The sequence below is a fragment of the Arthrobacter sp. Leaf234 genome (assembly GCF_001422665.1).
In the GTDB taxonomy this organism is placed as follows: Bacteria; Actinomycetota; Actinomycetes; order Actinomycetales; family Micrococcaceae; genus Arthrobacter_D.
The window spans coordinates 961,696-988,302 of the sequence record NZ_LMLU01000001.1 but is presented as its reverse complement, the minus strand read 5'-3'; the positions used below and the strand labels follow the sequence as shown (position 1 = coordinate 988,302).

The window sequence follows — 26,607 nt, the reverse complement described above, 5'->3', positions numbered from 1 at the left end:
CCGTTCCGCCCACCGACCGGCTCCGGTCGCTGGGCGGAGAGGCTTCCTCCCACCGGCCTCCGCCGGTGGGAGGAAGCGCACCCTGCGGAAAGCCGGCCACGGCTCACGACGAAGCCCCCGCCCTCTTCGAGGAGGACGGGGGCTTCGTCGTGCCGGGGGCGGGCAGGCTCAGGGCTTCCCGGGCACCTTGCGCGTCACGACGACGTCGAAGGAGCTGGTCCGGGTGTTCCCCGCCTCGTCCGTCGCCGTGCACGCGACCGTCGTGGTGCCGATGCGGAAGCGGGATCCCGACGCCGCTGCGCAGTCGAGGGGCACCACGCCGTCGAGCGTGTCGATGGCGGACGGCAGGGCGTAGGTCACCTTCGCCCCGCTGGCGCCGTTGGACACCGCCGTGACGTCCGGGGAGTCCGCGATGCGCGGGGGCAGGACGTCGGCCGGGCGGGCCGGCAGCCGTGACGGATCGACGATGCCCCAGTAGGCCGGTGTGACCTGCAGGTCGTCGTCGAACGGAAGGGGCTGCTCCCAGGGGCGTGCCATCGGCCACGTCCGCAGCCAGGTGCGCGCGTTGCTGATGCCCCAGAACGTCACGGACTCCACCGAGTCGGCGTGGTCCGTGAGCATCGCGAACAGGTCCCGGTAGTAGTAGCCGACCTCCGCAGCAGCATCGGCGTCGTCCCGGAAGGCGGGGCTGTACGGATCCACTGGAGCACCGCTGACGTCGGCTCCCTGGTTCTCGGTGGAAGCGTTGACGTCCAGCTCGGTGATCGCCTGCAGGAGGGTGGGATCGAGTGCCTCGACGGCCTCGATGGAGTCCTCCAGCCACTGCACGGGCCGGGCGACATCGACATGGGCCTGGTGCCCCACGCCGTCGATCGGGACGGACCGTGCCTGCAGTGCCCCGATGAGGTCGAGGTAGTCGGCACGCTTCTCCGGCATCTCCGTGTTGTAGTCGTTGATGAACAGCTCCGCGTCGGGGAAGTACCGGTCGGCGAGGCGGAAGGCCTCGTCGACGAAGCCCTCGCCGAGGACCTGGAACCAGCGGCTGTCCCGCATGTCGTGGGGGTTGGCCGTGTCGCCGTCCGCGATGACCTCGTTCACCACGTCCCAGGCCCAGATGGGACTGTCACCGTCGGGATACCGCGCATCGATGTGGTCCGCGATCCCCTTGATGTGGGCCTCCATGCGCGCCTTCAGCAGCGCCTGGTCCGCCGGGCTGTTCGTGAGGTCGCGGTCACCGTCCCTGAAGAACCAGGCCGGGGTCTGGGAGTGCCAGGCGAGGACGTGCCCGTACACTTCGACGCCGTTCTCGTCCGCGAAATCGAGCAGCTGGTCCAGCTGGGTGAAGGTGAACCGCCCCTCCACCGGCTGCACGCTCTCCGGCTTCCCGGCGTTCTCGGGGGTGAAGGCGTTGTAGTGCTTGCGGAGCAGGTCGGCTGCGGCACCCACCGTCTCGCGCGCGTCGATCGCCACGCCGACGTGCTCGATCCCCTGGCTGCCGAGCACGTCCTTCAGCGCCGGCACGTCCGCCTGGATCGGCGTCTCGGCGAACGGTGCCAGGCTGAAGTCGTCGAGCAGGAAGTCGACCCCGACGGGGCCCTCGACATAGACCTGCGCCGTGTCGGCCGCAGCGCCGAGCGTGTACGTGCCCTTCAGCTCCGTCCAGCCGTCGGCCGTGACGGACGCGCCCGCGCCGGCGACGCCGTCGTAGGCACTGCCGCCGCCGTTGTCGCGCTGCACCGAGACCTTGAGGGAGGCCGGCTGCTGCCCGGGCGCGAGCCTCGCCCACACCGACACCTCGACGGCGACGCCGACGGGAAGGCCCGCCGTGACATCGAGCGCCGCACCGTGCCAGGGCTGCGTGCGGCCGGTGACCAGCAGGCTGCCGGTCCCGGTGCGGGCATCGGTCGCGGTGGTGACCGAGACGCCGTCGCCCCGGGCGGTCCAGCCGTCCGTGCCGGTCTCGAACCCGGAGGTGATCCCCGCCGTGGCAGCCGCTGCCCCACCCTGCGGGAGCGTGAAGGTCCAGCCCTCGGCCAGTTTCTCGGCCACGACCGTCGCCACGGCGTCAACGGTGTTCGACCGGTCTCCGCCGCCGTCGTGGGCGAGCACCACCGCGCCGGGTGTGAAGGCTGCGCGGAGGTTCGCCGTCAGGGTCTCCTCGCCGAGATCGTTGCCGTCCCAGTCGAAGATGACGTTGCCGAGCCCGAGCGGCTGCATGCCGAGCGCGGCAGCCACCTCGCCGGTGGCACCCCAGCTCCCGTTCGGCGCCCTGAAGTAGGGCACCGGCTGGGCCGGATCGCCGACGGCGGCGCGGATGATGCGGAGGTTCTCCTTGAGGTCCGTCTCCACCTGGCCCTGGGTCCACGATCCCATGTCCGCATAGGACGTCCCGTGGTTGCAGAGCGTGTGCCCCTCGGCGACGATCCGGCGCAGCAGGTCGGCGCCGCCCTCGGCCTGCACGTTCTGGCCGATGATGCAGAAGGTCGCGGTGATGCCGCTGTCCCGGAGGAGATCGAGCACGGCGTCGGTCTCCCCCGGATTGGGACCGTCGTCGAAGGTGAGGGCGACGGCGTTCCCGGTGCCGCGCGCAGCGGCGACGGGTGTGCTCGTGGGGTTGCCCGCACCGCCCGGGACGAAGGCGGGGTCAGGGGTCGGCTGCCAGGTGCCGCCGTCGGCGGATGCCGCCGTGCCGGTGATCACGACGTCGTCCACCAGGTAGTCGTAGGGCGCGCCGAGGTCCGCGGTGCCGAGGTAGGCCCGCAGCGTGGCGGGATCGGCGCCGGCGGGTGCGGTGAAGGTGCCGGAGACCGTGGTCCAGGCGTCGGCCGAGACGGTGGTGTTGCCGACCCAGCTGTACGCGGGTTCGACGACGAAGCGGGCCGAGGCCGTCGTGCCCGGTGCGGACGCCAGCTTCAGCTGCGCGGAGAACGTGTAGGTGCCGCCCGCCTGCAGCAGGTTCGCAGGCGTCTTGATGCCGTCGTAGTCGTTGGCACGCCCGGTCACGAGGAGGGCCTTGTCGCCGCCGTCCTCGACGACGGACAGGGTGGCGGCACCGTTCTGCACGAGGGGGCCGGGATCGCCGTCCTCGAAGTCCTCACTGAGGATCACGGTGGGCTCATCGGGGTCGGCGGCCTGCGCGGCCGGGAGCGTGAGGGCTCCGGCCCCGGCCATCAGCCCGAAGGCCGTGGCGCCTGCGATCAGACGTCGTTGTGTCATGGTTCTCCTTCGTCGTGCGTCCGGCCCCCGCGGGAACCGGACAGCAGCCGCGGAACGCGGCGGTGGGGGTGCGATGGTCACGCACGGGTGCTGCGGGTGATACCTGTGCGGGGCGGGCGCGGTCCCCCTCCGCGCCCGCCCCGCAGTGCTCGACTAGCGGTTGCCGCGTCCCGGGGACGCCTGCTCGAGCGTGTCCTGCAGTACGTAGTAGGCGGGCTTGCGGGTGAAGTCGTCCTCCATGACGGTGGCTTCGCCCTCACCGGTGAAGAAGACGGGGACCCAGGAGTACTTGTCCGTGAAGCCCCAGATGGTGAAGGAGTTGCATTCCTCGACCGACACGCAGGCCTCGAGGGCCCGCTGGTAGTAGCCCGCCTGGGTGGCGAGCTGCGCGGCGGTCGGCTCGGTGCCGGCCGCGACGTCCATGCGGACGTCGATCTCCGTGATCGCGGTCTCCAGTCCCAGGTCGTCGAAACGCTGCAGATTCGCCTGCAGGTCTCCCGGGAAGCCGTAGCGCGTGCTCAGGTGCCCCTGGATGGCGAATCCATCCACCGGTACGCCCTCGGCCTGCAGGCGCGGGATCAGCTCGAGGTAGGCGTTGCTCTTCGCGTTGACGCCCTCGACGCCGTAGTCGTTGAAGAAGAGCCTGGCCTTCGGATCCGCCTCGTGCGCCCAGCGGAACGCGTCGGCGATGATCTCCGGACCCAGCTCGCGGATCCAGATGTTGTCGGTGGTGCGCAGGGTCCCGTTGTCGTTGAAGATCTCGTTGGCGACGTCCCACTGCTGGATCCTGCCCGCATAGCGCCCGACCACGGTCTGGATGTGGTCCTTCAGGATGGCCCGCAGCTCCTCCTTCGTGAAGTTCCCCTCCTCGAGCCACTCCGGGTTCTGGCTGTGCCAGAAGAGGGTGTGCCCGCGGACCACCTGCTTGTTGGCCTGGGCGAACTGCACGATGGCGTCCATCTCGGCGAACCGGTAGGTGCCCTGTTCCGGGTGGACGAACTCCCACTTGAGCTGGTTCTCCGGGGAGACGGAGTTGAACTCGGCGGCGAGGCGTCCGCGGTACTCCTGGTCGAAGGTGAACGGGTCGGGATAGGGCTGCGTCTCGTGGTGTCCGCCGCCCGCCACGGCGGTGCCGATCCTGAGGTCCTTCGGCGCGACCCAGCGCAGGGTGTCCTTCTTGTCGTCTCCTTTCCCGATCCGCTTCTCCATTCCCTTCTCGATCCCTGGGGACCGTGAGGGCTGGGATGCGGCGTGGGCGGGCAGTGCCAGGGGAAGGATCATGGTCGACGCGAGGACTGCTGCGGCGATGGATGAACGGACCTGCATGAGCTCTCCTTTGAGGTACCTGAGGTGCGGCTACCGATACTGTGATCAGAATTTTCCGGAAGTTTCCGGAAAGACCGTTGCTGTAGGTTAGGAACATCGCACCCGGAACGTCAAGGGTGCTGTCGAAGATGGCTACGGGGGTGCGCCGATGCCTCTTCGGTGTTCCCAGGGAGGACGATGTGCAGGACAATGCCCAACCCGCGGTGACCATCTCTGCCATCGCAGCCGCTGCAGGCGTCTCGGTACCGACGGTCTCCCGCGTCCTCAACGGCAGGTCCGACGTCGCCTCCGGCACCCGCGAACGCGTCGAGGCGTTGCTGCGTGAGTCCGGCTACCGACGCCGTGGTGCCGTCGTCGCCGCGCCGTCCGGGCTGGTCGACCTCGTCTTCAACGATCTGGACAGCCCGTGGGCGGTGGAGATCATCCGCGGGGTGGAAGAAGCGCTCAACAGCGAGGGACTCTCCGTCGTCGTCTCGGCGATCCACCGCCGCGGCAGCGCGGACTCGACCCGCAAGTGGCTCGACACGCTGGGCGCCCGGCCCAGCGACGGAGCCATCCTGGTCACGACCGACCTCGACTCCTTCCTCCACGCCGAGTTGCAGCGGCTTCACCTTCCGATCGTGGTGATCGATCCCGCCGGGGTGCCCGACCTGGAGGTGCCGACCATCGGCGCGACGAACTGGACCGGCGCCGTGAACGCCACGGAATACCTGATCCAGCAGAATCATCGCCGCATCGGCTTCGTGGCGGGGCGCCCGGGGATCTGGTGCAGCCGGGCACGCCTGGACGGATACCGCGCCGGTCTCGAGGCGGCCGGCATCGCCGTGGACCCGGACCTCGTCCAGGACGGCGACTTCGACTACGCCTCCGGCTTCAGGGCCGGCACCGCGCTCCTCGCGCTGCCGGACCGTCCGAGCGCCATCTTCGCGGCGAGCGACCAGATGGCGCTCGGCGTGTACGAGGCCGCGCGGCAGCAGGGACTGCGCATCCCCGACGACCTCAGCGTGGTGGGCTTCGACGACCTGCCCGAAGCCGGCTGGGCCTCCCCTCCCCTGACGACCATCCGCCAGCCCCTCTCCGACATGGGCACGCTGGCCGCCCGGACGCTGGTCCGGTTGATCCGCGGCGACGCGGTGGAGAGCCCCCGCATTGAGCTGTCCACCCGGCTCGTCCAGCGCGCCAGCGTCCAGGCGCCCGGGACCTGACGTCGGATTGCTGCTTGACTCCCGGCGAAAAGCTAATATGTTTGTAACGACAACATATTCGTCACACACCCTCTGGAGCACTCAATGGCGATCGAGCCCACCCGCGACGACAAATTCTCCTTCGGACTCTGGACGGTGGGCTGGGAAGCCCAGGACCAGTTCGGATCCGCGACCCGCCCGCCCCTCGACGCCGTCGAGGCCGTCAACCGCCTCAGCGACCTCGGCGCGTACGGCATCACCTTCCACGACGACGACCTCTTCCCCTTCGGTTCGACGGCCGACGAGCGCCGGAACCAGATCGACCGCCTGAAGGGCGCCCTCGACTCCACGGGCCTGATCGTCCCGATGGTCACCACGAACCTCTTCAGCCACCCCGTCTTCAAGGACGGCGGCTTCACCAGCAACGACCGCGGCGTCCGCCGCTTCGCCCTGCGCAAGGTCCTCGACAACATCGACCTCGCCGCGGAGCTCGGCGCGAAGACCTTCGTGATGTGGGGTGGACGCGAGGGCAGCGAGTACGACGCCGCCAAGGACATCCGCGGCGCCCTCGAGCGCTACCGCGAGGCCGTCAACCTGCTCGGCGACTACGTCACCGACAAGGGCTACGACATCCGCTTCGCGATCGAGCCGAAGCCCAACGAGCCGCGCGGCGACATCCTGCTGCCCACGCTCGGACACGCGATGGCCTTCATCGAGACCCTCGAGCGCCCCGAGCTCGTCGGCATCAACCCCGAGACGGGCCACGAGCAGATGGCCGGCCTGAACTTCACGCACGGGATCGCGCAGGCGCTCTACCAGGGCAAGCTGTTCCACATCGACCTCAACGGCCAGCGGAGCATCAAGTTCGACCAGGACCTGGTGTTCGGCCACGGCGACCTGCAGAACGCCTTCTCGCTCGTGGATCTGCTCGAGAACGGCGGGCCCGACGGCGGCCCTGCCTACGACGGCCCCCGCCACTTCGACTACAAGCCGAGCCGCACGGAGGACATGGACGGCGTCTGGGACTCGGCTGCCGCGAACATGCAGACCTACCTCCTGCTCAAGGAACGCGCCGCGGCCTTCCGTGCGGATCCCGAGGTGCAGGCCGCACTGTCCGCCTCGCGTGTCTCCGAGATCAACGAACCCACGCTGAACAGCGGGGAGGGCTACGAGGCCCTGCGCGCCGACCGCTCCGCCTACGAGGACTTCGACGCCGACGCCTACTTCAACGGCAAGGGCTTCGGCTTCGTGAAGCTGCAGCAGCTCTTCATCGAGCACCTCCTCGGGGCCCGCTGATCCATGGCCCTCGTCACCGGCGTCGACTCCTCGACGCAGAGCTGCAAGGTCGTCGTCGTCGACACCGCGACCGGCGCCGAGGTCCGCACCGGACGTGCCCTCCACCCGGAGGGCACGGAGGTCGACCCGGAAGCGTGGTGGCAGGCACTGCTCGCCGCACTGGAGGAGGCGGACGGCCTCGGCTCCGACGTCGACGGCCTGGCGATCGCCGGCCAGCAGCACGGGATGGTGCTGCTGGGCCACGACGGCAGGGTCCTGCGGGACGCGCTCCTGTGGAACGACACCCGGTCCGCGGGCGCTGCCGAGGATCTGATCGGCGAACTCGGCCTCGCGGACCTGGTGGCCCGCACCGGGTCCGCGCCCGTGGCGTCCTTCACCGGCACGAAGGTGCGGTGGGTCCGTGACGCCGAACCCGACGTCGTCCCGGGCATCGCCGCCGTGGCCCTGCCGCACGACTGGCTGACCTGGCGGCTGCGCGGCTTCGGACCCGACGGTGGGTCGCCGCTCGGACCGGTGCTCGACGAGCTCGTGACCGACCGTTCGGACGCGAGTGGCACCGCGTACTGGAATCCGACCACCGGGGCGTACGACATCGCGCTCTTCGGGCAGATGCTGGGCCGTCCGGCCCGCGAGGCGCAGGCCGGGGACGCCGGGGACCCGGACACCGTCGTGCTTCCGCGCGTGCTGGGGCCCGCCGCTCCAGCGGGGACGGTGCACGCTGCCTACCTCGCGTCAGCCGACCAGCGCATCGTCCTCGGACCCGGCGCCGGTGACAACGCCGGCGCTGCCCTGGGGCTCGGGGCGGAGGAGGGGGACGTCGTCGTGTCCCTCGGCACCAGCGGGACGGTCTTCGCCGTCGCCGCGGACGCCGTCGCGGACACCTCCGGGACGGTGGCCGGTTTCGCCGATGCCAGCGGGCTGTTCCTGCCCCTGGTGGCGACGCTCAACGCCGCGCGGGTGCTCTCGTCCGTCGCGGACGTCCTGGGGGTCGATCACGATGGCTTCGCGGAGCTTGCCCGGAGCGCCGGGCCGGGGGCAGGGGGCGTCGTCCTCGTCCCCTACTTCGAGGGTGAGCGTACGCCCAACCTGCCGACGGCCAAGGCGAGCTTCCACAACCTGAGCATCGCCTCGGCCACCCGGGGGAACATGGCCCGTGCCGCCATCGAGGGCATGCTCTGCGGCCTGGCGGACGCACTGGACGCCGTCCGCGCAGCCGGCGTCGTCCCCCGGCACCTCCTGCTGATCGGCGGCGCCGCCCAGAACGGGGCGGTCCAGGACGTGGCCGCACAGGTCTTCGACCTGCCCGTCCGCATCCCGGCGCCCGGGGAGTACGTGGCGCGGGGCGCGGCGGTCCAGGCGGCGTGGGTCCTCGCCGGCGCCCGGCCGGCCTGGCCGGTCGCCACCCTCGAGGACCGTGCATCGGACCACCGGCCGGTGATCCGCGAGCAGTACCGGTCGGCCCTGGCGTCGCTCTCGTTCTGACATCCCGCGCACAGCGGACAGGCACCCCCGACCGGGGGTGCCTTTCTGCTCCTGAGGGCCCGCGCGGCCTACCGGTGGGTCTGGTGGTCGATACCGACCTGGTCGACCTTGCGGTGGAAGTGCATGCCCGCCTTGCCACCGAGGATCGCCGCGACGAGCGGGACGAGGAGGGCGATGGCCAAGGCGATGAGGCCGCTGGCGGTCAGCATGTCCCGGTCGAACCGGATGCTGGGCGCACCATTGAGGTTCGAGAGCACGTTGAACTGGTCGCCGGCGACCGCGGCGAGGATCGCGAGGACGATCGCGACGATGATGCCCCACAGCCAGACGGCGAGGCCCTGCTTGGCACCGTCGAACCGGGCCATCCGGCCGGCCACGTACCCGCCGCAGTAGTAGGCGATGAACAGGATCACGGCGAGGACGATCCCGCTCACGATCCCGATGGTCTGGGCGTTCTGCTGGGCCTGGTCGGCCGCCTCGTTCGCGCTGCTGGAGGTGGAGGCCCCGATGCCGACGCCGATCGCCGTCGCCAACGCGCTGAGGATGACGGTCAGGCCGATCGCCGTCAGCCACCCGAAGAACGCCGACCCGAACTTGATGCCGCCGAACTGCTCCTTCTCCGCCGCGACGACGTCGTTCCGCCGGCTCTTCGGGGTGCTCGCACCCGATGTGTTCTCTGCTGCTGACATGATGCTCGCGCTCCTTGGTGAGTAGGGATGACCAGCCCGGCCGGCTTCTGCTCCGGATCCGGATGATCAGTCTGCTTACTACCGTGACGCAGTGGCGAGGGTCAGCGCAAGCGACTTAAGTTGCCCGCTGTGCACCTTCGAGCTGCACGACGCTCCGAACCGATTGGCCGACGCGTCCCTGCGCGCCGATCGTCGACCGCGGGAGGGCGTCGGCTGAAGCGCAGCCGCGATCCGGCCGTCAGTGCCGCTTGCGAAGGTCCATCGGCAGGCCTACAGTGCCGTCTCCCGCGACGCTCGCCGCACCTCCGGCCCTCCTCCGGGACCCGGACTCCTCGGCGACGTGCTCCGCACTCTCGCCCGTCGCGTCGGTGGCCGAGTGGTCCGCCAGCCGCAGGCCGCCGAGCGGTTCGGGGTGCCACCGTTCCAGGTGCCAGCCGGCGGTCGGCGACCCGTCGAGGACTGCGGCGCCCGTGTTCCGGATGTCGAGCTGCGCGGCCCGGTCGCCGTGCATCCCGGTGCGGAGGGCCGTGTAGACGCGGATCGCTGCACCGTGGGCGACGACGGCGACGGTGTTCTGGTCCCGGTATGACCCGGCGAGGCGCCCTATTGCGGCATCGAACCGTTGGAGGAAGCCGTGCCCGTCGACCCCACCGGGGAGGCTGCGGTCGAGGTCACCGTGCATCCAGCCGACGAGGCAGGCAGCGTACTCCTGGCGGGCCACCGCGTCGGCGCGCATCTCCAGGGCGCCCGCCGTGATCTCCTCGAGCCCGGGCACCACCTGCACCGACAGGGACCGCGCAGCGCCGAGGGGTGCCGCGGTGAGCTGCGTCCGCAGCAGGGGCGAGGCATGGATGCCGGCGATCGGCTCATGGGCCAGGGCCGCTGGAAGAGCCGCGGCCTGCGCTTCGCCGAGGGCCGTGAGTGGCGCTCCGGGGAACGCCGTGTCCAGCGCTCCGACCACATTGCTGGGGGTCTGGCCGTGCCGGATCAGGATCAGCCGCACGGGCGCTAGTCACCCACGGCGTCGCGGCCGCGCTGGACGATCAGCGGATCCGCTCCGTACACCACGTCCGGGTCCTTGTCCTCGTAGTCGAACTGGTTCAGGAAGTAGCGCATGGCATTGAGCCGCGCACGCTTCTTGTCGTTCGACCGCACCGTGATCCAGGGCGCATGATCGGTGTCCGTCCGCAGGAACATCGCCTCTTTCGCTGCCGTGTAGTCGTCCCAGCGATCGAGGGACGCGAGATCCATGGGGGACAGCTTCCACCGGCGCACGGGGTCGATCTGGCGGATGGCGAAGCGGGTCCGCTGCTCGCGACGCGTGACGGAGAACCAGAACTTCGTGAGATGGATCCCGGAATCCACCAGCATCTTCTCGTATCCGGGTACCTGCTGCATGAAGGTCTCGTACTCGTCGTCCGTGCAGAACCCCATGACCCGCTCCACATTCGCCCGGTTGTACCAGGAGCGGTCGAACATCACGATCTCCCCGGTGGTCGGCAGATGCTGGACGTAGCGCTGGAAGTACCACTGGCCCTGTTCCCGGTCCGACGGCTTGCCCAGCGCCACGGACCGTGCAGCACGCGGATTGAGGTGCTCGGAGAACCGTTTGATGGTGCCGCCCTTGCCCGCGGCATCCCTGCCTTCGAAGACGATCACGTGCCGCAGGTCGTGGTCCTGCCCCCAGTACTGGAACTTGAGCAGCTCGATCTGCAACCGGTACTTCTCCAGCTCGTAGGCCTGTCGCGTGACGCGCTCGTCGTAGGGGTAGTCCTCACGCCAGGTCTCCACGGCCGACCCGCCGGGGTCGATCAGCTCGGGATCCTGGCCCTGGCCACCGCGGACCGTGTAGCCCTCGCTCACGAGGTGGTCGATTGCCTCGCGGAGGTTCTCGCGGATCCAGCCCTGCTCGTCGGAGTCCCAGGAGCGCCCCGGCTGTGTCAGGGCGTCCGCCCTTTCGCGGAGACGGGCTTCGTCCGGCAGCGGGGTGTCGTCATGGGAGGTCATGAAGCCAGACAACCACGGGGCGGAACCGGGCGCCACCGCGGATGCCGGGATTCGCCGCCTGTTCACCGGCGCGCCGGACAGCCCACCGCGGCGTCCGCCGGCGCTGCGGGACAGCCAGGGTCGGAAGTTCCTGGGTGAACGCCGTCCGAAAGTTTTGACATCTGCGTCGATAGCCAGGTGGTGCCGAGAGCTTCCGCCGGTCACGCCTCAGCACGAGATCCTCTCCGCAGCGGGGCATATTCCGCACCTGGCGGCGCCTGCATCGCGCTCAGGCGCCGAGGTAAGCTGTCCCGCATGTCGATCCCGGCGGAAGAACCGCGCGTCACCCTCGCCCAGCTGGCAACTGCGGCGGGCGTCTCCCTCTCCACCATCTCCAAGGTGCTGAACGGCCGGTCCGACGTCTCCTCGAAAACCCGATCGAAAGTTGAGGAGCTCCTCGAGGAGCATGGGTACCGGCGCCGCCTCGTGTCCGCCAGTCAGTCCGCCCTGGTGGAACTCGTCTTCCACGAGCTCGAGAGCGCCTGGGCGCTGGAGCTGATCCGCGGGGTGGAGAACGTGGCGCGCGAACACGGGATGAGCGTGGTCCTGACCGAATCAGGGACGCGGCACGCCCCCGGCCCGGAGTGGATCGAGGGCGTGATGGCCCGCCGTCCCGCCGGCGTCGTGCTCGTCTTCTCCGACCTGCCGCAGGACTATCGGGCCAAGCTGGCAGCCCGCTCCATCCCGTTCGTCATCATCGATCCCGCGGGCGACCCCTCCCCCGACGTCCCGTCCGTCGGGTCGGCGAACTGGTCGGGCGGCATGATGGCCACGCGCCACCTGATCGATCTGGGCCACACGAGGATCGCCACCATCAGCGGCCCCGAGGACATGATGTGCTCCCTCGCACGCATCGACGGCTACCGGTCCGCGATGGGCATGGCCGGCCTGCCGATCGAACCAGGCTTCATCCGGTACGGCAACTTCCACGTGGACGGCGGACGCGACCACGCGTTCACCCTGCTCCGCAGGCCGCACCCGCCCACCGCCATCTTCGCGGGCAGCGACCTGCAGGCGCTCGGCGTGCTCGACGCCGCCCGTCAGATCGGCCTCCGCGTGCCGGACGAGCTCTCGATCGTCGGGTACGACGACCTGCAGCTGGCGCAGTGGTCCAGCCCGGCCCTGACCACCGTCCACCAGCCGCTCATCCAGATGGCGGAGGAGGCCACGCGGATGGTCCTCCGGCTGCGGGACGGCGAGCGGCCCCACAACCTGAGGCTCGACCTCGCGACCAGCCTGGTGGTCCGCCAGAGCACCGCGGCCCCGTCCGAGGGGTCGGCACGGGCGACGACGGCCGCCCAGCAGCGCGCCTGACCGCCACCCGGGCAGGGGCTCCGTCGAGGGTCTGGATACGATGGGGCCTGATCAGGTGGGCGGAGGCCTCCTGCGGAGCGAAGGAGGCCAGGACGTGCGGTCGTCACCCGGCACACTGAACGGTACCGAGGGTCTCCGCGCGCAGAACCTGTCCCAGATCCTGACGATGGTCCACCGCCACGGCCCCCTCTCCCGCTCGGAGCTGACCCGGCGCACGGGGTTCAACCGATCGACCGTCGGCGCCCTCGTCCTCGCCCTGACCGGGAAGAACCTGGTCCGCGAGACGGAGCCCACCGGCGGCCGCGTGGGACGGCCCAGCCCGATCGTCGAGGCCAACCCCGGTATCGCCGTCCTCGCCGTCAATCCGGACATCGACGCCCTGACGGTCGGCGTCGTCGGGCTCGGCGGCCGGGTGCACGCTCGCGTCCGGCGGGAGACCGACACCCTGCCCACCCTCGACGACACCGTCCGCCTCACCGGGGAGATCGTGGCCGATCTCGAACCCGTCCTCACAGGTCTCGACCGCGTGCTCGGGGTAGGGATCGCCCTGCCCGGGCTGGTCAATGCCGGGACCGGCCGCGTCCTCGTGGCGCCGCACCTCGGCTGGCGGGACACCGACCTCACCGGACCCTTCGGCTCGGCACTGGCGCTGCCGGCCGTGGCGGCGAACGATGCCTCGCTCGGATCGCTGGCCGAGAGCATCTTCGGCGCCGCCCTCGGTGTTGCGGATGCCGTCTACCTCAATGGGAGCGCGAGTGGCATCGGCGGCGGGATCGTGACCGGCGGCGCGCAACTGGTCGGCAGCCGCGGGTACGGCGGCGAACTGGGGCACACCCTCGTCAGCCCGGGCGGATCGCCCTGCCACTGCGGCCGGTCCGGCTGCCTCGACGCCGAGGTGCGGCTGGAACGCCTGCTGGAGGCTGCAGGAGCAGACGGGGGAGGCATCGAGGCCCTGGAACGCCTGCTGTCCGGAGACCCCGGCAAGGCGGTCCTCGCCGAAGCGGAACGGCAGGTGGGGCTGCTCGCCGTCGCCCTCGTCGACTTCGTCAACATCTTCGACCCCGAGCTGATCGTGCTCGGCGGTTTCCTGGGTTCACTCGTCGGTTTCGCCGGCGCTCGCCTCGAGGACGCGGTGAACGAGGCATCGCTGGCCGGACGGGTCGACGTCCGCCGCGCGGCACTGGGGCCGGAGCTGCTCCTCGTCGGGGCGGCCGAACTGGCCTTCCAGCCCCTGCTCGCCTCACCCGCCTGACGAGGACGCCCGGTCTGCCCGGCGGCAGTGCCGGGCGGCCGTTCGTGCGCGGACGCGGCGTGGAGTCCGGAGCGCGAGGCCACCTTCGTCGACTTCCGGGCACACAGAACGGCGCATCGCCCGTCAGGGCTGATGCGCCGTGTGCGGTTCACCGGTGGATGCCGGAGCCGGGTCAGCCGGTGCGGCGCGTGCCGCTCCCCTCACCGTCGTCGTCGACCTCGTCGGCGTACTTGTCCGCATATTCCGAGTAGTCAGGCTCGACCGGCTCGATGGGTTCGGTACGTCGGGTGGAAGCACGACTACCCGGGCCTGTGAGCTCTCGCTGCAGTGCCGAATAATCAGTGGACGGGCTGAAGTACTTCATGTCCCGTGCCTGCTTGGTAGCTTTTGCCTTTTGACGGCCGCGCCCCATGGCGTGACCCCCTTTTTGCGTCGATCCGGAGGTGGTCACTGGGGCGCGAGGCCCAAGGCTGCAGCGAGGCCCCGGAGTATTCGGTCAATTTGTCGTAAGTATAGGTTACATGCTTTCGAGGGCACCCCCATGCCGAGCGGTCGAGGCGCGGACACGATGCCCCGGCCTGCCCCGAACGAGCCCGCGGGCGTCCCGCGGAGGACGAGGACCGTGACGGCGGCGGGTTTGTCGCTAGAGTCGACATCGATGCCGGAGGGCCCCGACGACGAGCCAAGGAACGACGAGGGGACAGCGACCCACCATGAGTGACGAGGAGCAGGTACCGGGGCGTCCCGGCCACGAGCCGGAGGCCTCGGCCGGCGCGGGACACGACGGTGCGGTGACGGACCGACCGGGCACCGATCCGGGCAGCGATCGAGACGTCGATCAAGACGTCGATCAAGACGTCGATCAAGGCACCGATCCGGGCACCGATCAAGGGACCGATCAAGGCACCGATCAAGGCACCGATCAAGACGTCGAAAAGGGCGGCGACGCAGGCACCGACGCGGGAGCACTGCCTCCAGGCTCGCCGGCGGTCGATCCTCAGGGCACGGAAGCGGCCCTGGACACGGATCCCGTCGGCGGACCCTACGCCTTCGCCCCACGCGGCGGCGAGGTCGGCCTCGGCGATCCCGGCGTCTATCCGGGCACCGATCCTGCGTCCGTGAGCACGGCAGCCGCCGCAGGAGACGCGGGAGCCGCAGGAGTCACCGCCGGGCTGCCCTCGGGAGAAGCGGACTGCGGCCGGTCCGTTCCGGGCGCGACGGCCTGGATCCCCACGACGCCGGACGGCGGGACGGACGGTCACCCGAAGCGCGACCGTACACGCTCACGTCGCGGCGGCCGTCCCCTCCTCCTGCTCGTCGTCGGCGCAGTGGTCCTCCTCGGCCTCCTGGTGTGGGTACTGGTGGCCCTCTTCGGCGGGTCCGAGGACGAGGACCGTGTGGACCCGTCGTCGATCGCGGCGGGTGAGTGCCTCGCGGACTTCACCGTGATCACCGAGGAGGCTGTGCTGGTCCAGTGCACCGAGCCCCACAACGCACAGCTCGTGGCCACCGAGGAGTACCCGGAGGACGCCGACTTCCCCGGGCGGGACCAGCTCGGCCTCCGCGCGGAGGCTGCGTGCGCCTCGGCGTCGGAGGACATCGATCCGGACGTCGTCACGACCGATCTGCAGGTCACCCTGCTGCGGGCGACCCCCACTGCCGAGACGTGGGCGGACGGCGACCGGCGCGTCGACTGCTTCGCCGTCGTGGAGAACGGCGACGCGATCGAGCAGAGCCTCCTGGCCCCCTAGGTCCGGCACGCAGGAGGGGAGGGACCCTGCGGTCCCTCCCCTCCTGCGTGCTCGGCCGGTTCCGCCCTGGTCAGCGGGCGGCACGCACCACCAGGCCCTCGGCTCCATCCGGGTCCAGGGCGTCCGCCCCGGGGCGGTCCACGACGACGGTGTCGCCGTCGACGATCTCACCCGCCAGGATGCCCCGCGCCAGCCGGTCGCCGATCTCGCGCTGCACGAGCCGGCGCAGCGGTCGGGCTCCGTACGCCGGATCGAACCCGGTGAGGGCGAGCCATTCTCCCGCGGCGGCACTGACCTCGAGCTCGAGCCGACGGTCGCGCAGCCTGTCACCCAGCGCGCGGACCTGCAGGTCGACGATCCGCGAGAGCTCATCGAGGCCCAGCGGATCGAAGATCACGACGTCGTCGAGCCTGTTGAGGAACTCGGGCCGGAAGGCGGCATTGACGGAGGCCATCACGCCCGACCGCTTCGCGGCATCGTCGAGGGACGGATCCACGAGGAACTGCGACCCCAGGTTCGAGGTCAGCACGAGGATCACGTTCCGGAAGTCCACCGTGCGGCCCTGACTATCGGTGAGGCGACCGTCATCAAGCACCTGCAGGAGCAGGTCGAAGACCTCGGGGTGGGCCTTCTCCACCTCGTCGAGCAGCACCACGCTGTAGGGCCGGCGGCGGACCGCCTCGGTGAGCTGGCCGCCCTCCTCGTAGCCCACGTACCCCGGCGGTGCGCCGACCAGCCGCGCGACGGAGTGCTTCTCCGAGTACTCGGACATGTCGATCCGGATCATGGCCCGCTCGTCGTCGAACAGGAAGTCCGCGAGCGCCTTGGCAAGTTCCGTCTTGCCGACGCCGGTCGGACCGAGGAAGAGGAAGGATCCTGTGGGCCGGTTCGGATCGGACACGCCGGCGCGGGCCCGCCGCACGGCGTCGGAGACCGCTGCGACAGCCGTCCGCTGCCCGATCAGGCGGGCACCGATGACCTCCTCCATGGCGAGCAGCTTCTCGGTCTCGCCCTGCAGCATGCGACCGGCGGGGATTCCCGTCCACGCGGAGATCACCTCGGCGATGTCGTTCGCCGAGACCTCCTCGGCGACCATGAGATCGGGAGTGTTCGCCGTCTGCTCCTCCGCCGCCTGGGCCTCCCGCAGCTCGCGCTCCACCCGGGGGATCTCGCCGTACAGGATGCGCGACGCCGTCTCGAGGTCGCCTTCCCGCTGGGCACGGTCGGCGTGCGAGCGCAGGTCGTCGAGCGAGGCCTTGAGGTCACCCACGCGGTTGAGACCTGCCTTCTCGGCCTCCCACCGCGCATTGAGTCCGTCCAGTTCCTCCTGGCGGTCGGCCATCTCGGCGCGCAGCGCCTGGAGCCGTTCGGCGGATGCCTCGTCCTTCTCCCGGGAGAGGGCCATCTCCTCCATGTGCATGCGCTCCAGGGACCGACGCAGCTCGTCGATCTCCACGGGTGCGGAGTCGATCTCCATGCGGAGGCGTGAAGCCGCCTCGTCGACGAGGTCGATCGCCTTGTCGGGGAGCTGCCGGCCCGGGATGTAGCGCTGGGACAGGGTGGCCGCCGCGACCAGGGCGGAGTCGGCGATGGAGACCTTGTGGTGCGCCTCGTACCGCTGCTTCAGGCCGCGCAGGATCCCGATGGTGTCGGGCACGGACGGCTCGCCGACGTACACCTGCTGGAACCGGCGTTCCAGCGCCGGGTCCTTCTCGACGTTCTCGCGGTACTCGTCGAGCGTCGTCGCGCCGATGAGGCGCAGTTCCCCGCGCGCCAGCATGGGCTTGAGCATGTTGCCGGCGTCCATGGAGCCCTCGGACGCACCGGCACCGACGACGGTATGGAGCTCGTCGATGAACGTGACCACCTGGCCGCCGGACGAGCGGATCTCGTCGAGCACGGCCTTCAGCCGCTCCTCGAACTCGCCACGGTACTTGGCACCCGCGATCATCGACCCGAGATCGAGGCTGATGAGGGTCTTCCCACGCAGCGACTCCGGGACGTCACCGGCGACCATGCGCTGGGCGAGGCCCTCGACGACGGCGGTCTTGCCGACACCGGGCTCGCCGATGAGCACCGGATTGTTCTTGGTGCGCCGGCTGAGGACCTGGACCACGCGGCGGATCTCGGCGTCCCGCCCGATCACGGGATCCAGCCTGCCGCTCCGGGCCACCTCCGTGAGGTCCACGCCGAACTTCTCGAGAGCCTGGAAGGTGTTCTCCGGGTCGGGGGTGGTGACGCGGCGGTCACCCCGCACGCCGGGCAGGGCCGAGGCGAGCGCTTCGCGGGTGAGTCCGAGACCGCGGAGGATCGACCCCGCGGCCCCGCCGTCGGCGGCGAGGGCGAGGAGGAGGTGCTCGGTCGAGACGAACTGGTCCCCGAGTGTCTCGGCCTCCTGCTGGGCTGCGCTGACGACATTCAGCGCGCCGCGGGAGAACTGCGGCTGCGCGACGGAGGAGCCGGACGACGACGGCAGGGCCTTGATGGCGGAACTCGCCTGCACGCTGATGGTGTCCGGGTCTGCGCCGGCGGCCTTCAGGAGCGCGACGGCGATGCCGTCGCGCTGGTCCATGAGCGCCTTGAGGAAGTGCGGTGCGTCGATCTGGGCGTTGCCCGCCGTGGAGGCGTTCATGGCTGCCGCCGACAGCACCTCACGGCTCTTGGTGGTGAAATTGGTGTCCACGCGCGGTTCCTCCCCTGGTCGTACAGTTCCCCGGACTGCATTGAGTGTACTCGACTCAACTTCGGCCGGCAGGGGTTGCGCCGCACGCTTCGCCGTGGGTGAACGGGACCCGAGCCTCCCCGTCAGGTGGCGCCGGGCACCAGGAGATCGGCGAGGAGTTCCTCGATCTGTTCCTCGGCGAAGGCCGAGGCGTCCTCGCCGAACACCCAGCGCAGATGGCCCGCCACCTCGACCGAGACGATCCCGAGCATCCGGTGCCAGCCGACGATGAAGGGACGGACCTCCCCGGGACGCATGGGCAGGTCGAGTCGGGCAGCGGTCGCGGCGAGCGAGGCGCGCACGCCCGGAGACAGGACGCCGTCGTCGACCGTGCGGAGCCGGCCCGCCGCCAGCGCCTCGACGAAGAGCGACCCGAACAGACCGCCGAAGCGCTGCCCCGCATCCACCGTGGGGCCACCCTCGGGCGCGGCGTAGTGCATCAGTGGAGTGCCGTAGACGAGGCCGAACTCGGGCCGGTGCTGCAGCGCCCACGCGCGGAAGGCCAGTGTCGCGGCGCGGATCCGGCCCTCGACGTCGTCCGGTCGGCAGGCCGCGAGTGCGTCCAGGCACGCCGCGGTGGCCTCGTCGGTGCACGCGGTGATCAGCAGGGTCAGCAGGTCGTCGCGCCCCCTGACGTACCGGTACAGCGCGGGTGCGGTGACGCCGAGGCGGCGCGCCACCTCCCGGACGACGATCGCATCGGGCCCTCCTTCCACCAGCAGGGCACGGCTCGTCGCCACCAGGGCATCCAGGGTCAGGGGCGTGGTCGCCACAGGAGGAACCTCATCTCTGGGGGTTGTGCGGTGAACACTGTTCACCCTACTCTGTGTGAACAGTGTTCACCCGACCTGAGGAGACTCGATGCGCACCCCCTACCTGGTCCTCGCCGTCATCGGCGGCGCGGGCACCTGGTTCTTCAACCTCCGCTCCATGGCGGCGGGTGAGGACTACGTGGCGGGCTGGTTCGCGAGCGCCGCGTCCTCGTCGGCCGCCGTCGACGTCATCGTCGTCGCGTTCGTCGCGTGCATGTTCATGGTGCTCGAGGGCAGACGGCTCGGTATGTCACGGGCCGTCTGGCTCCTCGTCCCCCTGAGCTTCGTCGTCGCCATCGCGTTCACCTTCCCCCTCTTCCTGGCGTGGCGGGAACACCACCTGCTGCGGAGCACCGACACCCGCACCGCGGCCCTGCCGGAGCCGGTGACGCCGTGAGGTCGACCGCCCTGCTGCGGGCCGGATGGCGGGTCAGCCCGGCCCTGGTGGTCCTGCTCGCCTGCGCCGTCGTCGTCCTGCCCGTGTCCGCGGTGCTCGCCGTGGCCGATCCCACGCTGGTTGCCGGCGTCCCCGCCTGGAACAAGCCGCTCAAGTTCGCCCTGTCCTTCGTCGCCTTCGCGCCCGTGATGCTCTGGACCTTCGGGCGGATCGAGCGCGGCCGGCCCACCCGCGCGGCGCTCGAGGTGCTCGGCTGGGCCCTGATCGCCGAGCTGGCCATCCTCGTGGTCCAGGCCGCACGCGGCAGGGCCTCCCACTTCAACACCGCGACACCGCTGGACGGCGCCCTCTGGGCCGCCATGGGTGCAGGCATCGGCATCTTCTCCATCGGCGTCATCATCGTCGGCGTCGTCCTCGCGCGGCGGCGGCTCGACGGCGGACTCGGGCTCGCGGTCCAGCTGGCCGTCCTCCTCATGACCGTCGGCGCTCTGAGCGGATATGTCATGACCGGCCCCCGGCCCGGACAGACCGGGACGGGGCCCGTGACGGGAGGCCACACCGTCGGTGCCACCGACGGAGGTCCGGGCCTGCCCCTGCTGGGCTGGTCGACCGAGTTCGGTGACAGCCGCGTCGCCCATTTCATCGGCCTCCACGCCCTGCAGGCCGTCCCCCTCGTCGCCCTCGTCCTCGCGTGGCTGGTCGGTCGCGGCGTACTGCAGCTGACGGTGCGTCGGCAACGCCACATCGTCGCCGTCTCCGCGGCGGCCTATCTCGGACTGATGGTCACGCTGTTCGTCCAGGCGCAGCGGGGCCAGTCCGTCGTCGCGCCCGACGCCGTGACCCTCGCGCTGGCCGCTGCGCTCGTCGTCGTCCCCGCGGCGGTGGCCCTCGTCCTCGCGCTGCGTGGCGACGCGGTGCCGATCCCGTCCGCAGGTAGCGCACCGGAGGCCTTCGTCCGCTGACCCCGGCGCTCCCCCGTGGCGCGTCGACCACCACTCCGCCGCGAGGACGGTACGGCAGGTCCGGGACGGCACATCCGCGCTTCTCCGACATAATGGGCCCCATGGGGAAACTTCACCGCGCCACGGCCGTCCTGACGACCGCAGTCCTCGCCCTCACGCTGGCAGCCTGCACCGACGACCGCCCCACGGCCGAGGACGCGGCACGCACCCTCGCCGACGGCCTCGCGCAGCTGGACGTCGCACAGTCCGCCTTCGCCTCCGCGCAGCCCGCCGAGATCACGGGCCAGCTTGCTGCGATCACCGAGGGATTCGCCCCGGGAGCACCGCAGGTCTCCGTCTCCGGCGTCGAGGATACGGGCGAGGACACCGCGACGGCGACCCTCGACTACGCGTGGGACCTCGACGAGAGCGACGAGGACTGGACCTACAGCACGACGGCGGACCTCACGCGCGTCGAGGACGTGTGGCAGGCCGCGTGGGAGCCGCGGGTCTTCGTCCCGGACCTGCTGCCCGGCGAGAAGCTCACCCTGACGAGCGTGCCCGGTGACCGCGGCGACATCACCGGGGCCGGCGGCGAGGTCATCGTGACGCAGCGACCCGTGATCCGCGTCGGCATCGACAAGCTGCAGGTACCGGAGGCGGAGCAGGCGGCCTCGGCCCGGGCCCTCGCCACCCTGCTGGAGCTCGATCCCGCGACCTACGAGCAGCAGGTGGCGGAGGCGGGAGCGGAGGCCTTCGTCGTCGCCCTCGTCCTGCGGGACGACGCCACGCGCACCGTCACCGACGCGCAGATCGACGCCGTCCCGGGGGCGCTGCGCCAGGCGGACACCCTCGAACTCGCACCCACCCGCACCTTCGCCAGGGAACTGCTCGGCAGCGTCGGCGAGGCCACGGAGGAGCTCGTCGAGCAGTCCGACGGCGCCGTCCGGGCAGGCGACATCACCGGCCTCGGCGGACTGCAGCTGCAGCACAACGAGCAGCTCGCCGGCACGCCGGGCCTCACGGTGGACGCCGTTCCTGCGGAGACACCCGGCACCCCCTCGCAGCGGCTCTTCGAGAAGCCCGCCGTCGACGGGGAGGATCTTGCCACGACCCTCGATCCGCGCCTCCAGAGCCTCGGGGAGGACGTCCTCGCCGACGAACCCTCGGCGTCGTCGATCGTCGCCGTCCGGCCCAGCACGGGCGAGATCCTCGCCGCAGCGAACGGACCGGGCAGCGAGGGCCTGCAGACGGCGCTGCTCGGCCAGTACCCGCCGGGATCCACCTTCAAGGTCGCCACGAGCCTCGCGCTGCTCCGGCAGGGCTTCACGCCCGAGTCACCCACGGAGTGCTCCGAGGAGGTGACCGTGGACGGCCGCCGGTTCAACAACGCGGGGACGTTCCCCGCGCAGTTCATCGGGACCATCCCGCTGCTCGAGACCTTCGCGCAGTCCTGCAACACCGGCTTCATCGCGGCGCGGGACGAGATCACGCAGGCGGAGCTCGCGCGTGCGGCATCGGACCTCGGGATCGGCGTCGAGGCGTCCATCGGCACGCCGGCGTTCTTCGGATCCGTGCCCACCGAGGCCGAGGGGACCGCTCACGCCGCTGCCATGATCGGCCAGGGCGAGGTCCTCGTCTCCCCGTTGACGCTCGCCACCATGGCGGCGTCCGTCGGCGCCGGGGTTCGCGTGACGCCCACGCTGCTCTCGGAGGGCGAATCGACGGAGCTCGATCCCGGGTCGGCGGATGCGGCCGCCTCCGACGCCCCGACCGATGCCGCGGTGTCGCCGACGGACGGGGCGTCGGGTACCCCGTCGTCCGACCCTTCAGCCACCCCGCCGTCGTCCTCCGCCGACGAAGAGGCCGCGCCCTCCGCCTTCACCGCCGCCGAATCGGCGACCCTGAAGACGCTCATGGCGGCCGTCGTGGAGCAGGGCGGCGCTCAACTGCTTCAGGACGTCCCCGGGGAGCCGGTCCTGGCCAAGACGGGTACCGCCGAATTCGGCAGCGAGACCCCGCCGCGGACGCACGCGTGGGTCGTCGCGATCCAGGGCGACCTCGCCGTGGCCGTCTTCGTCGAGGAGGGCGAGCTCGGATCCACCTCGGGCGGACCGCTCATGCAGGCGTTCCTGGCCGGCGCGGGGTCCTGATCCCGGGCAGGTAACGGTTTATCCACTTTCACGGCTTGGGGGTCAGAGAAGCATCATGCATCGCATAGGTTGAGGTTCCCGGCGGTGTCGTGTCCCGCCTTCCGCAATTCCAGCAGTTGACCGTTGAAAGGGTCGCAGTGGATTTCTCCTTCATACCGTTCGTCATCGGCGCCATCGTCCTCGTCATCGTCCTCATCGTCGTGGCGATCCTCGCGAAAATGGCTCTCCATATCGCCAGTCCCGACCAGGCGCTGATCATCTCGTCCAAGGACAACAAGGGCCAGCCCGACGTCGACAGCCAGCGCGTCGTCTTCGGCCGCGTGTTCATCAACCCCTTCGCGCAGCGCGCGTACCCGCTCTCGCTCGCGTCGCGCCAGGTGTCCCTCCGCATCGAGGGCATCTCGCTCAACGGGATCAAGCTGCACCTCACCGGCGTGGCCCAGGTCAAGGTCGGCGGGGACGCCGACGCGGTCCGCAAGGCCGCACAGCGCTTCCTCAACCAGCAGGACGCCATCGACCACTACACCCAGGAGACGCTCTCGGGCTCGCTGCGGTCGATCGTGGGAACCCTGACCGTCGAGTCGATCATCCGCGACCGCGCCACCTTCGCCAAGAGCGTGAAGGAGGAGGCGGAGCACTCCATGCACAACCAGGGCCTGGAGATCGACACCTTCCAGATCCAGTCCGTCGACGACGACTCCGGCTACCTGAAGAACCTCGGGCGCCCCGAGGCCGCATCCGCGGAGCGCAACGCGAAGATCGCCGAAGCCCGCTCGGTGCAGGAATCGGAGCAGGCCCGCGCCATCTCCGACGAGCAGGTCGCCCTGGCGCAGCAGCAGCTGACCATCCGTCGGGCCGAACTGAAGGAAGCCGCCGATGCCCGCCAGGCACGTGCGGACGCCGCCGGCCCCCTGGCCCAGGCCGAGCAGAACGAACAGGTCATCATCCGCGAGCAGCAGGTCGCCCTGCGGCGTGCGGAACTGCGCGAGCGCGAGCTCGACACCGAGGTCCGCAAGCCGGCGGACGCCGACAAGTACCGGCTCATCCAGCAGGCCGATGCGAAGCTCGAGGAGCGCCGCCGCGCCTCGGAGGCCACCGAGATCGAAGCACGCGTCGACCTCGCCAAGCGGAAGCTCAGCGCCGAAGGTGACCGCGTGGCGGCAGAGGCGGACGCCGCCGCGAACACCGCCCGCGGTAACGCGGAGGCCGCCATCAACGAGGCGAAGGGCCGCGCGGAGGCGGCGGTCATCGCGTCACGCGGTGCTGCCGAGGCGCAGTCCACGGAGGCACGCGGCAAGGCGGAAGCAGCCGGTATCGCGGCCCAGGCCGAGGCCTACAAGCAGTTCAACCAGGCAGCCATCCTGTCGAAGGTCCTCGAGGTCCTGCCGTCGATGGCGCGAGAGATCGCGGCGCCGATGTCCGCCATCGACACCATGACCGTCGTCTCCACCGACGGCGCGAGCCAGCTCAGCAAGAACGTCACGAGCGGCGTCCAGCAGACCACCCAGATGGTCAAGGACACCACCGGGCTGGACATCATCGGCCTGCTCGGCGATCTCCTCAAGAACGCCGACAAGCCCGGCCAGCACGGCTCCGGCGGATCCTCGGCGGTCAGCGGAGCGGAGTAGGACAGGGCCAGGGGCCGCTGCAGCCATCGGCGCAGCGGCCCCTTCGTCGTTCGACGAGCACCCGCACGTCACGACCGTCGCAGGTGATGGACGGCACGGTCGTCGCGGACCACGTCCCGCAGGGCACGCGTCAGGCCGCACCCGACACGTCGATCGGTCCGGCGTCGCGCCGCCGCAGGATCAGCGGTAGGTCGGCAGATAGGTTCCCGACGAGGGGACGATGACCTTGCCGAGCGGTGCGAGGGACACCGGGATCAGCTTCAGGTTGGCGATCCCCAAGGGGATGCCGATGATGCTGACGAACATCGGGATGGCGGTGAGCACATGACCGATGGCGATCCAGATCCCGGCGACCAGCAGCCAGATCACGTTGCCGATGCTCGATACGGCCGTGACCCTGCCGCCCCGGTGGACGACGGTCTGCCCGAAGGGCCACAGGGCGTAGACGCCGATCCTGAACGAGGCGATGCCGAACGGGATGGTCACGATCAGGAGGCAGCAGACGATCCCCGCGAAGAAGTAGCCGAGCGCGAGCCAGATGCCGCCGAACAGGAGCCAGATGACGTTCAGGAGTGCGTTCATCCCACCATTGTTCCGCACACGGTACGCCGCGCACTCACCCGGAACGCAGGAGGGACCGTACCCGGTGGGTACGGTCCCTCCTCGCGCGGCCGGTGCTAGCGGGTACGGCGGTCGTTCGATGCCGGCGCGCTGGCCCGGCGGGAGCCGGCCGGACGGCGGGCACCCTCGGCGCGCGGGGCGGAGGACGGCGCGTGGCTGCGCTGGCCGCCCGCGGCGGGCGCGGACGTGCTGGACCAGCGGACGGCGTCGCCCACGCGCTGCCCGGAGGCGGGACGCCGGCTGCGCGTCGACGTCTCCGATGCCGTGCGGGGCTCCTCAGAACGGCGGCGCGAGCCCCCGGCCTTGGCCCCTGCACCGGCATCGGAGCCGAAGCGCGGCGCCTGGGGCTGGTCCTTACGGCGCTCGGCCCGGTTGCCCTGGGCCGACTGCGGCTCGGCGGAGACGCGTCCGCGCCCACCGCGACCACCGCGTCCACCGGCCGACGGCGACGCGGACCCGCGACGCGCGCGCTTCCGCTCGGCGTTCGCGCCGGTCGAGGTGCCTTCGCCGCGCACCGTCTCGCGCTGGGCGAGGAGGGCCGCACGCGTCCGCGGATCGATCTTCTCGGCGATGTCGCCCGTGAGGGTCAGCACGAGCGGCGAGGTCGCCCGCACGGTCTCGAACGCGACATCCACCCCGGCAGCCTTCATGAGCTTGTGGACCTCGGACTTCTGCTCGGGCAGGGTGATCGTGACCACCGTTCCCGAGGACCCTGCCCGGGCCGTCCTGCCCGAGCGGTGCAGGTACGCCTTGTGCTCGGTGGGCGGGTCCACGTGCACGACGAGCTCGACGTCGTCGACGTGGACGCCGCGCGCAGCGACGTCGGTCGCGACGAGCACGCGGACGTCGCCCGTGGAGAACTCCGCGAGGTTGCGGTCGCGGGCGTTCTGCGACAGGTTGCCGTGGAGGTCGACGGCCGGGATGCCGGCGTCGGTCAGGGTCTTCGCGAGCTTGCGGGCATGGTGCTTGGTGCGCATGAACAGCAAGCGGCGCCCGGTACCCGAGGCGAGCTGCACGATGAGCTGCTTCTTCTGGGTCTGGTCGCCGACCATGAGCACGTGGTGCTCCATGGTGGTGACCGCGGCCTGCGGGTCGTCCACCGAGTGGGTGACGGGGTTGGTCATGTACCGGTTGACCACCTTGTCCACGCCGTTGTCGAGCGTGGCCGAGAAGAGCAGGCGCTGGCCGTCCTTCGGCGTGGTGTCGAGGAGCTTCTTCACGACGGGCAGGAAGCCGAGGTCGGCCATGTGGTCCGCCTCGTCGAGGATGGTGATCTCCACGGACTCGAGCGAGATGAGCCGCTGGCGCATCAGGTCCTCGAGGCGGCCCGGGCAGGCGATGACGATGTCGACGCCCGCGCGCAGGGCCTTCTCCTGGCGCTGCTGGGACACCCCGCCGTAGATGACGGTGGTGTTGAGGCCGAGCTGCTTCGCGAGCGGCTCGACGGTGGCGTTGATCTGGGTGGCGAGCTCACGCGTGGGAGCGAGGACGAGGGCCAGCGGCCGTCCCGGCTTGCGGCGGTACGCCGCTTCCTGCTCGGCGAGGCGGGAGACCATGGGGAGGGCGAAGGCCAGGGTCTTGCCCGAGCCGGTGCGGCCGCGTCCGAGGACGTCGCGCCCGGCGAGGGAGTCCGGGAGGGACTTGACCTGGATGGGGAATGGTTCGGTGATCCCCTGCGCGGCGAGGTTCTCGACCAGCGCTTTGGGCACACCGAGGGCAGCAAAAGTAGTCATGTGAAGTACACGAACTTTCTTCTCATCTTCCCCGGCGCCGGTTG

20 protein-coding genes are annotated in these 26,607 nt (G+C 70.6%); 10 read left to right on the top strand and 10 right to left on the bottom strand.

What is annotated here, in order from left to right:
- Window positions 1-168: 168 nt before the first annotated feature.
- Together ASF21_RS16315 and ASF21_RS04610 are read right to left on the bottom strand one after the other, a co-directional pair.
- Window positions 169-3,216 (bottom strand): endo-1,4-beta-xylanase, encoded by a 3,048-nt coding sequence (locus ASF21_RS16315; protein ID WP_082471223.1) that lies wholly within the window; start codon window positions 3,214-3,216, stop codon window positions 169-171.
- 153 nt (window positions 3,217-3,369) lie between these two features.
- Window positions 3,370-4,542 carry an endo-1,4-beta-xylanase gene (locus ASF21_RS04610; RefSeq protein WP_055767395.1) on the bottom strand — a complete coding sequence of 391 codons (1,173 nt, stop codon included), beginning with the start codon at window positions 4,540-4,542 and terminating at the stop codon, window positions 3,370-3,372.
- Between the two features lie 203 nt (window positions 4,543-4,745).
- Here ASF21_RS04610 and ASF21_RS04605 point away from each other — a divergent pair, with 203 nt between their 5' ends.
- The 3 genes from ASF21_RS04605 to ASF21_RS04595 all read left to right on the top strand — a co-directional run bounded on the left by ASF21_RS04605 (window position 4,746) and on the right by ASF21_RS04595 (window position 8,504).
- Entirely contained in the window at window positions 4,746-5,747 is a 1,002-nt protein-coding gene (locus tag ASF21_RS04605; protein WP_235498652.1) for a LacI family DNA-binding transcriptional regulator, read from the top strand.
- A gap of 84 nt (window positions 5,748-5,831) precedes the next feature.
- Window positions 5,832-7,022, top strand: coding sequence for a xylose isomerase (xylA, locus tag ASF21_RS04600; RefSeq protein WP_055767388.1), 1,191 nt, complete (start codon window positions 5,832-5,834; stop codon window positions 7,020-7,022).
- A 3-nt stretch (window positions 7,023-7,025) separates the two neighbouring features.
- Window positions 7,026-8,504, top strand: a complete 1,479-nt coding sequence (locus ASF21_RS04595; RefSeq protein WP_055767385.1) for a xylulokinase — start codon at window positions 7,026-7,028, stop codon at window positions 8,502-8,504.
- A gap of 68 nt (window positions 8,505-8,572) precedes the next feature.
- Here the strand turns inward: ASF21_RS04595 and ASF21_RS04590 are convergent, their stop codons facing one another.
- The 3 genes from ASF21_RS04590 to ppk2 all read right to left on the bottom strand — a co-directional run bounded on the left by ASF21_RS04590 (window position 8,573) and on the right by ppk2 (window position 11,200).
- The gene (locus ASF21_RS04590) at window positions 8,573-9,193 is read right to left on the bottom strand and encodes a hypothetical protein (RefSeq protein WP_055767382.1); all 621 of its coding nucleotides are present in this window, start codon (window positions 9,191-9,193) and stop codon (window positions 8,573-8,575) included.
- Between the two features lie 238 nt (window positions 9,194-9,431).
- A complete protein-coding gene (locus tag ASF21_RS04585; protein WP_082471222.1) occupies window positions 9,432-10,196 on the bottom strand; it encodes a histidine phosphatase family protein in 765 nt (254 codons plus the stop codon).
- 5 nt (window positions 10,197-10,201) lie between these two features.
- Window positions 10,202-11,200 (bottom strand): polyphosphate kinase 2, encoded by a 999-nt coding sequence (gene ppk2, locus ASF21_RS04580; protein WP_082471221.1) that lies wholly within the window; start codon window positions 11,198-11,200, stop codon window positions 10,202-10,204.
- Between the two features lie 294 nt (window positions 11,201-11,494).
- Between ppk2 and ASF21_RS04575 the strand changes: the two genes are divergently transcribed.
- Both ASF21_RS04575 and ASF21_RS04570 read left to right on the top strand, forming a co-directional pair.
- The gene (locus tag ASF21_RS04575) at window positions 11,495-12,553 is read left to right on the top strand and encodes a LacI family DNA-binding transcriptional regulator (protein WP_055767380.1); all 1,059 of its coding nucleotides are present in this window, start codon (window positions 11,495-11,497) and stop codon (window positions 12,551-12,553) included.
- A 94-nt stretch (window positions 12,554-12,647) separates the two neighbouring features.
- Window positions 12,648-13,805 carry an ROK family protein gene (locus ASF21_RS04570; protein ID WP_235498651.1) on the top strand — a complete coding sequence of 386 codons (1,158 nt, stop codon included), beginning with the start codon at window positions 12,648-12,650 and terminating at the stop codon, window positions 13,803-13,805.
- Window positions 13,806-13,977: 172 nt separating this feature from the next.
- Here the strand turns inward: ASF21_RS04570 and ASF21_RS04565 are convergent, their stop codons facing one another.
- Window positions 13,978-14,217 carry a DUF3073 domain-containing protein gene (locus ASF21_RS04565; RefSeq protein ID WP_055767377.1) on the bottom strand — a complete coding sequence of 80 codons (240 nt, stop codon included), beginning with the start codon at window positions 14,215-14,217 and terminating at the stop codon, window positions 13,978-13,980.
- A 301-nt stretch (window positions 14,218-14,518) separates the two neighbouring features.
- Here ASF21_RS04565 and ASF21_RS04560 point away from each other — a divergent pair, with 301 nt between their 5' ends.
- Entirely contained in the window at window positions 14,519-15,556 is a 1,038-nt protein-coding gene (locus ASF21_RS04560; RefSeq protein ID WP_055767374.1) for a septum formation family protein, read from the top strand.
- A gap of 70 nt (window positions 15,557-15,626) precedes the next feature.
- On the opposite strand, the gene clpB is transcribed toward ASF21_RS04560, so the two are convergent.
- Both clpB and ASF21_RS04550 read right to left on the bottom strand, forming a co-directional pair.
- Window positions 15,627-18,239 (bottom strand): ATP-dependent chaperone ClpB, encoded by a 2,613-nt coding sequence (gene clpB, locus ASF21_RS04555; protein ID WP_055767371.1) that lies wholly within the window; start codon window positions 18,237-18,239, stop codon window positions 15,627-15,629.
- A gap of 122 nt (window positions 18,240-18,361) precedes the next feature.
- Entirely contained in the window at window positions 18,362-19,051 is a 690-nt protein-coding gene (locus ASF21_RS04550; RefSeq protein WP_055767368.1) for a TetR/AcrR family transcriptional regulator, read from the bottom strand.
- A gap of 88 nt (window positions 19,052-19,139) precedes the next feature.
- Here ASF21_RS04550 and ASF21_RS04545 point away from each other — a divergent pair, with 88 nt between their 5' ends.
- The 4 genes from ASF21_RS04545 to ASF21_RS04530 all read left to right on the top strand — a co-directional run bounded on the left by ASF21_RS04545 (window position 19,140) and on the right by ASF21_RS04530 (window position 24,209).
- The gene (locus tag ASF21_RS04545) at window positions 19,140-19,487 is read left to right on the top strand and encodes a DUF2834 domain-containing protein (RefSeq protein WP_055767365.1); all 348 of its coding nucleotides are present in this window, start codon (window positions 19,140-19,142) and stop codon (window positions 19,485-19,487) included.
- Window positions 19,484-20,449, top strand: coding sequence for a hypothetical protein (locus tag ASF21_RS04540; RefSeq protein ID WP_055767363.1), 966 nt, complete (start codon window positions 19,484-19,486; stop codon window positions 20,447-20,449). The genes ASF21_RS04545 and ASF21_RS04540 overlap by 4 nt, the downstream gene beginning before the upstream one ends.
- A gap of 101 nt (window positions 20,450-20,550) precedes the next feature.
- Complete coding sequence (locus ASF21_RS04535) at window positions 20,551-22,581, top strand: penicillin-binding transpeptidase domain-containing protein (protein ID WP_055767359.1); 2,031 nt, start codon at window positions 20,551-20,553, stop codon at window positions 22,579-22,581.
- 137 nt (window positions 22,582-22,718) lie between these two features.
- Entirely contained in the window at window positions 22,719-24,209 is a 1,491-nt protein-coding gene (locus tag ASF21_RS04530; protein WP_055767355.1) for a flotillin family protein, read from the top strand.
- Between the two features lie 180 nt (window positions 24,210-24,389).
- On the opposite strand, the gene ASF21_RS04525 is transcribed toward ASF21_RS04530, so the two are convergent.
- Window positions 24,390-24,791 carry a YccF domain-containing protein gene (locus ASF21_RS04525; protein ID WP_055767352.1) on the bottom strand — a complete coding sequence of 134 codons (402 nt, stop codon included), beginning with the start codon at window positions 24,789-24,791 and terminating at the stop codon, window positions 24,390-24,392.
- Window positions 24,792-24,886: 95 nt separating this feature from the next.
- Window positions 24,887-26,563 carry a DEAD/DEAH box helicase gene (locus ASF21_RS04520; protein ID WP_055767348.1) on the bottom strand — a complete coding sequence of 559 codons (1,677 nt, stop codon included), beginning with the start codon at window positions 26,561-26,563 and terminating at the stop codon, window positions 24,887-24,889.
- Window positions 26,564-26,607 lie beyond the last annotated feature (44 nt).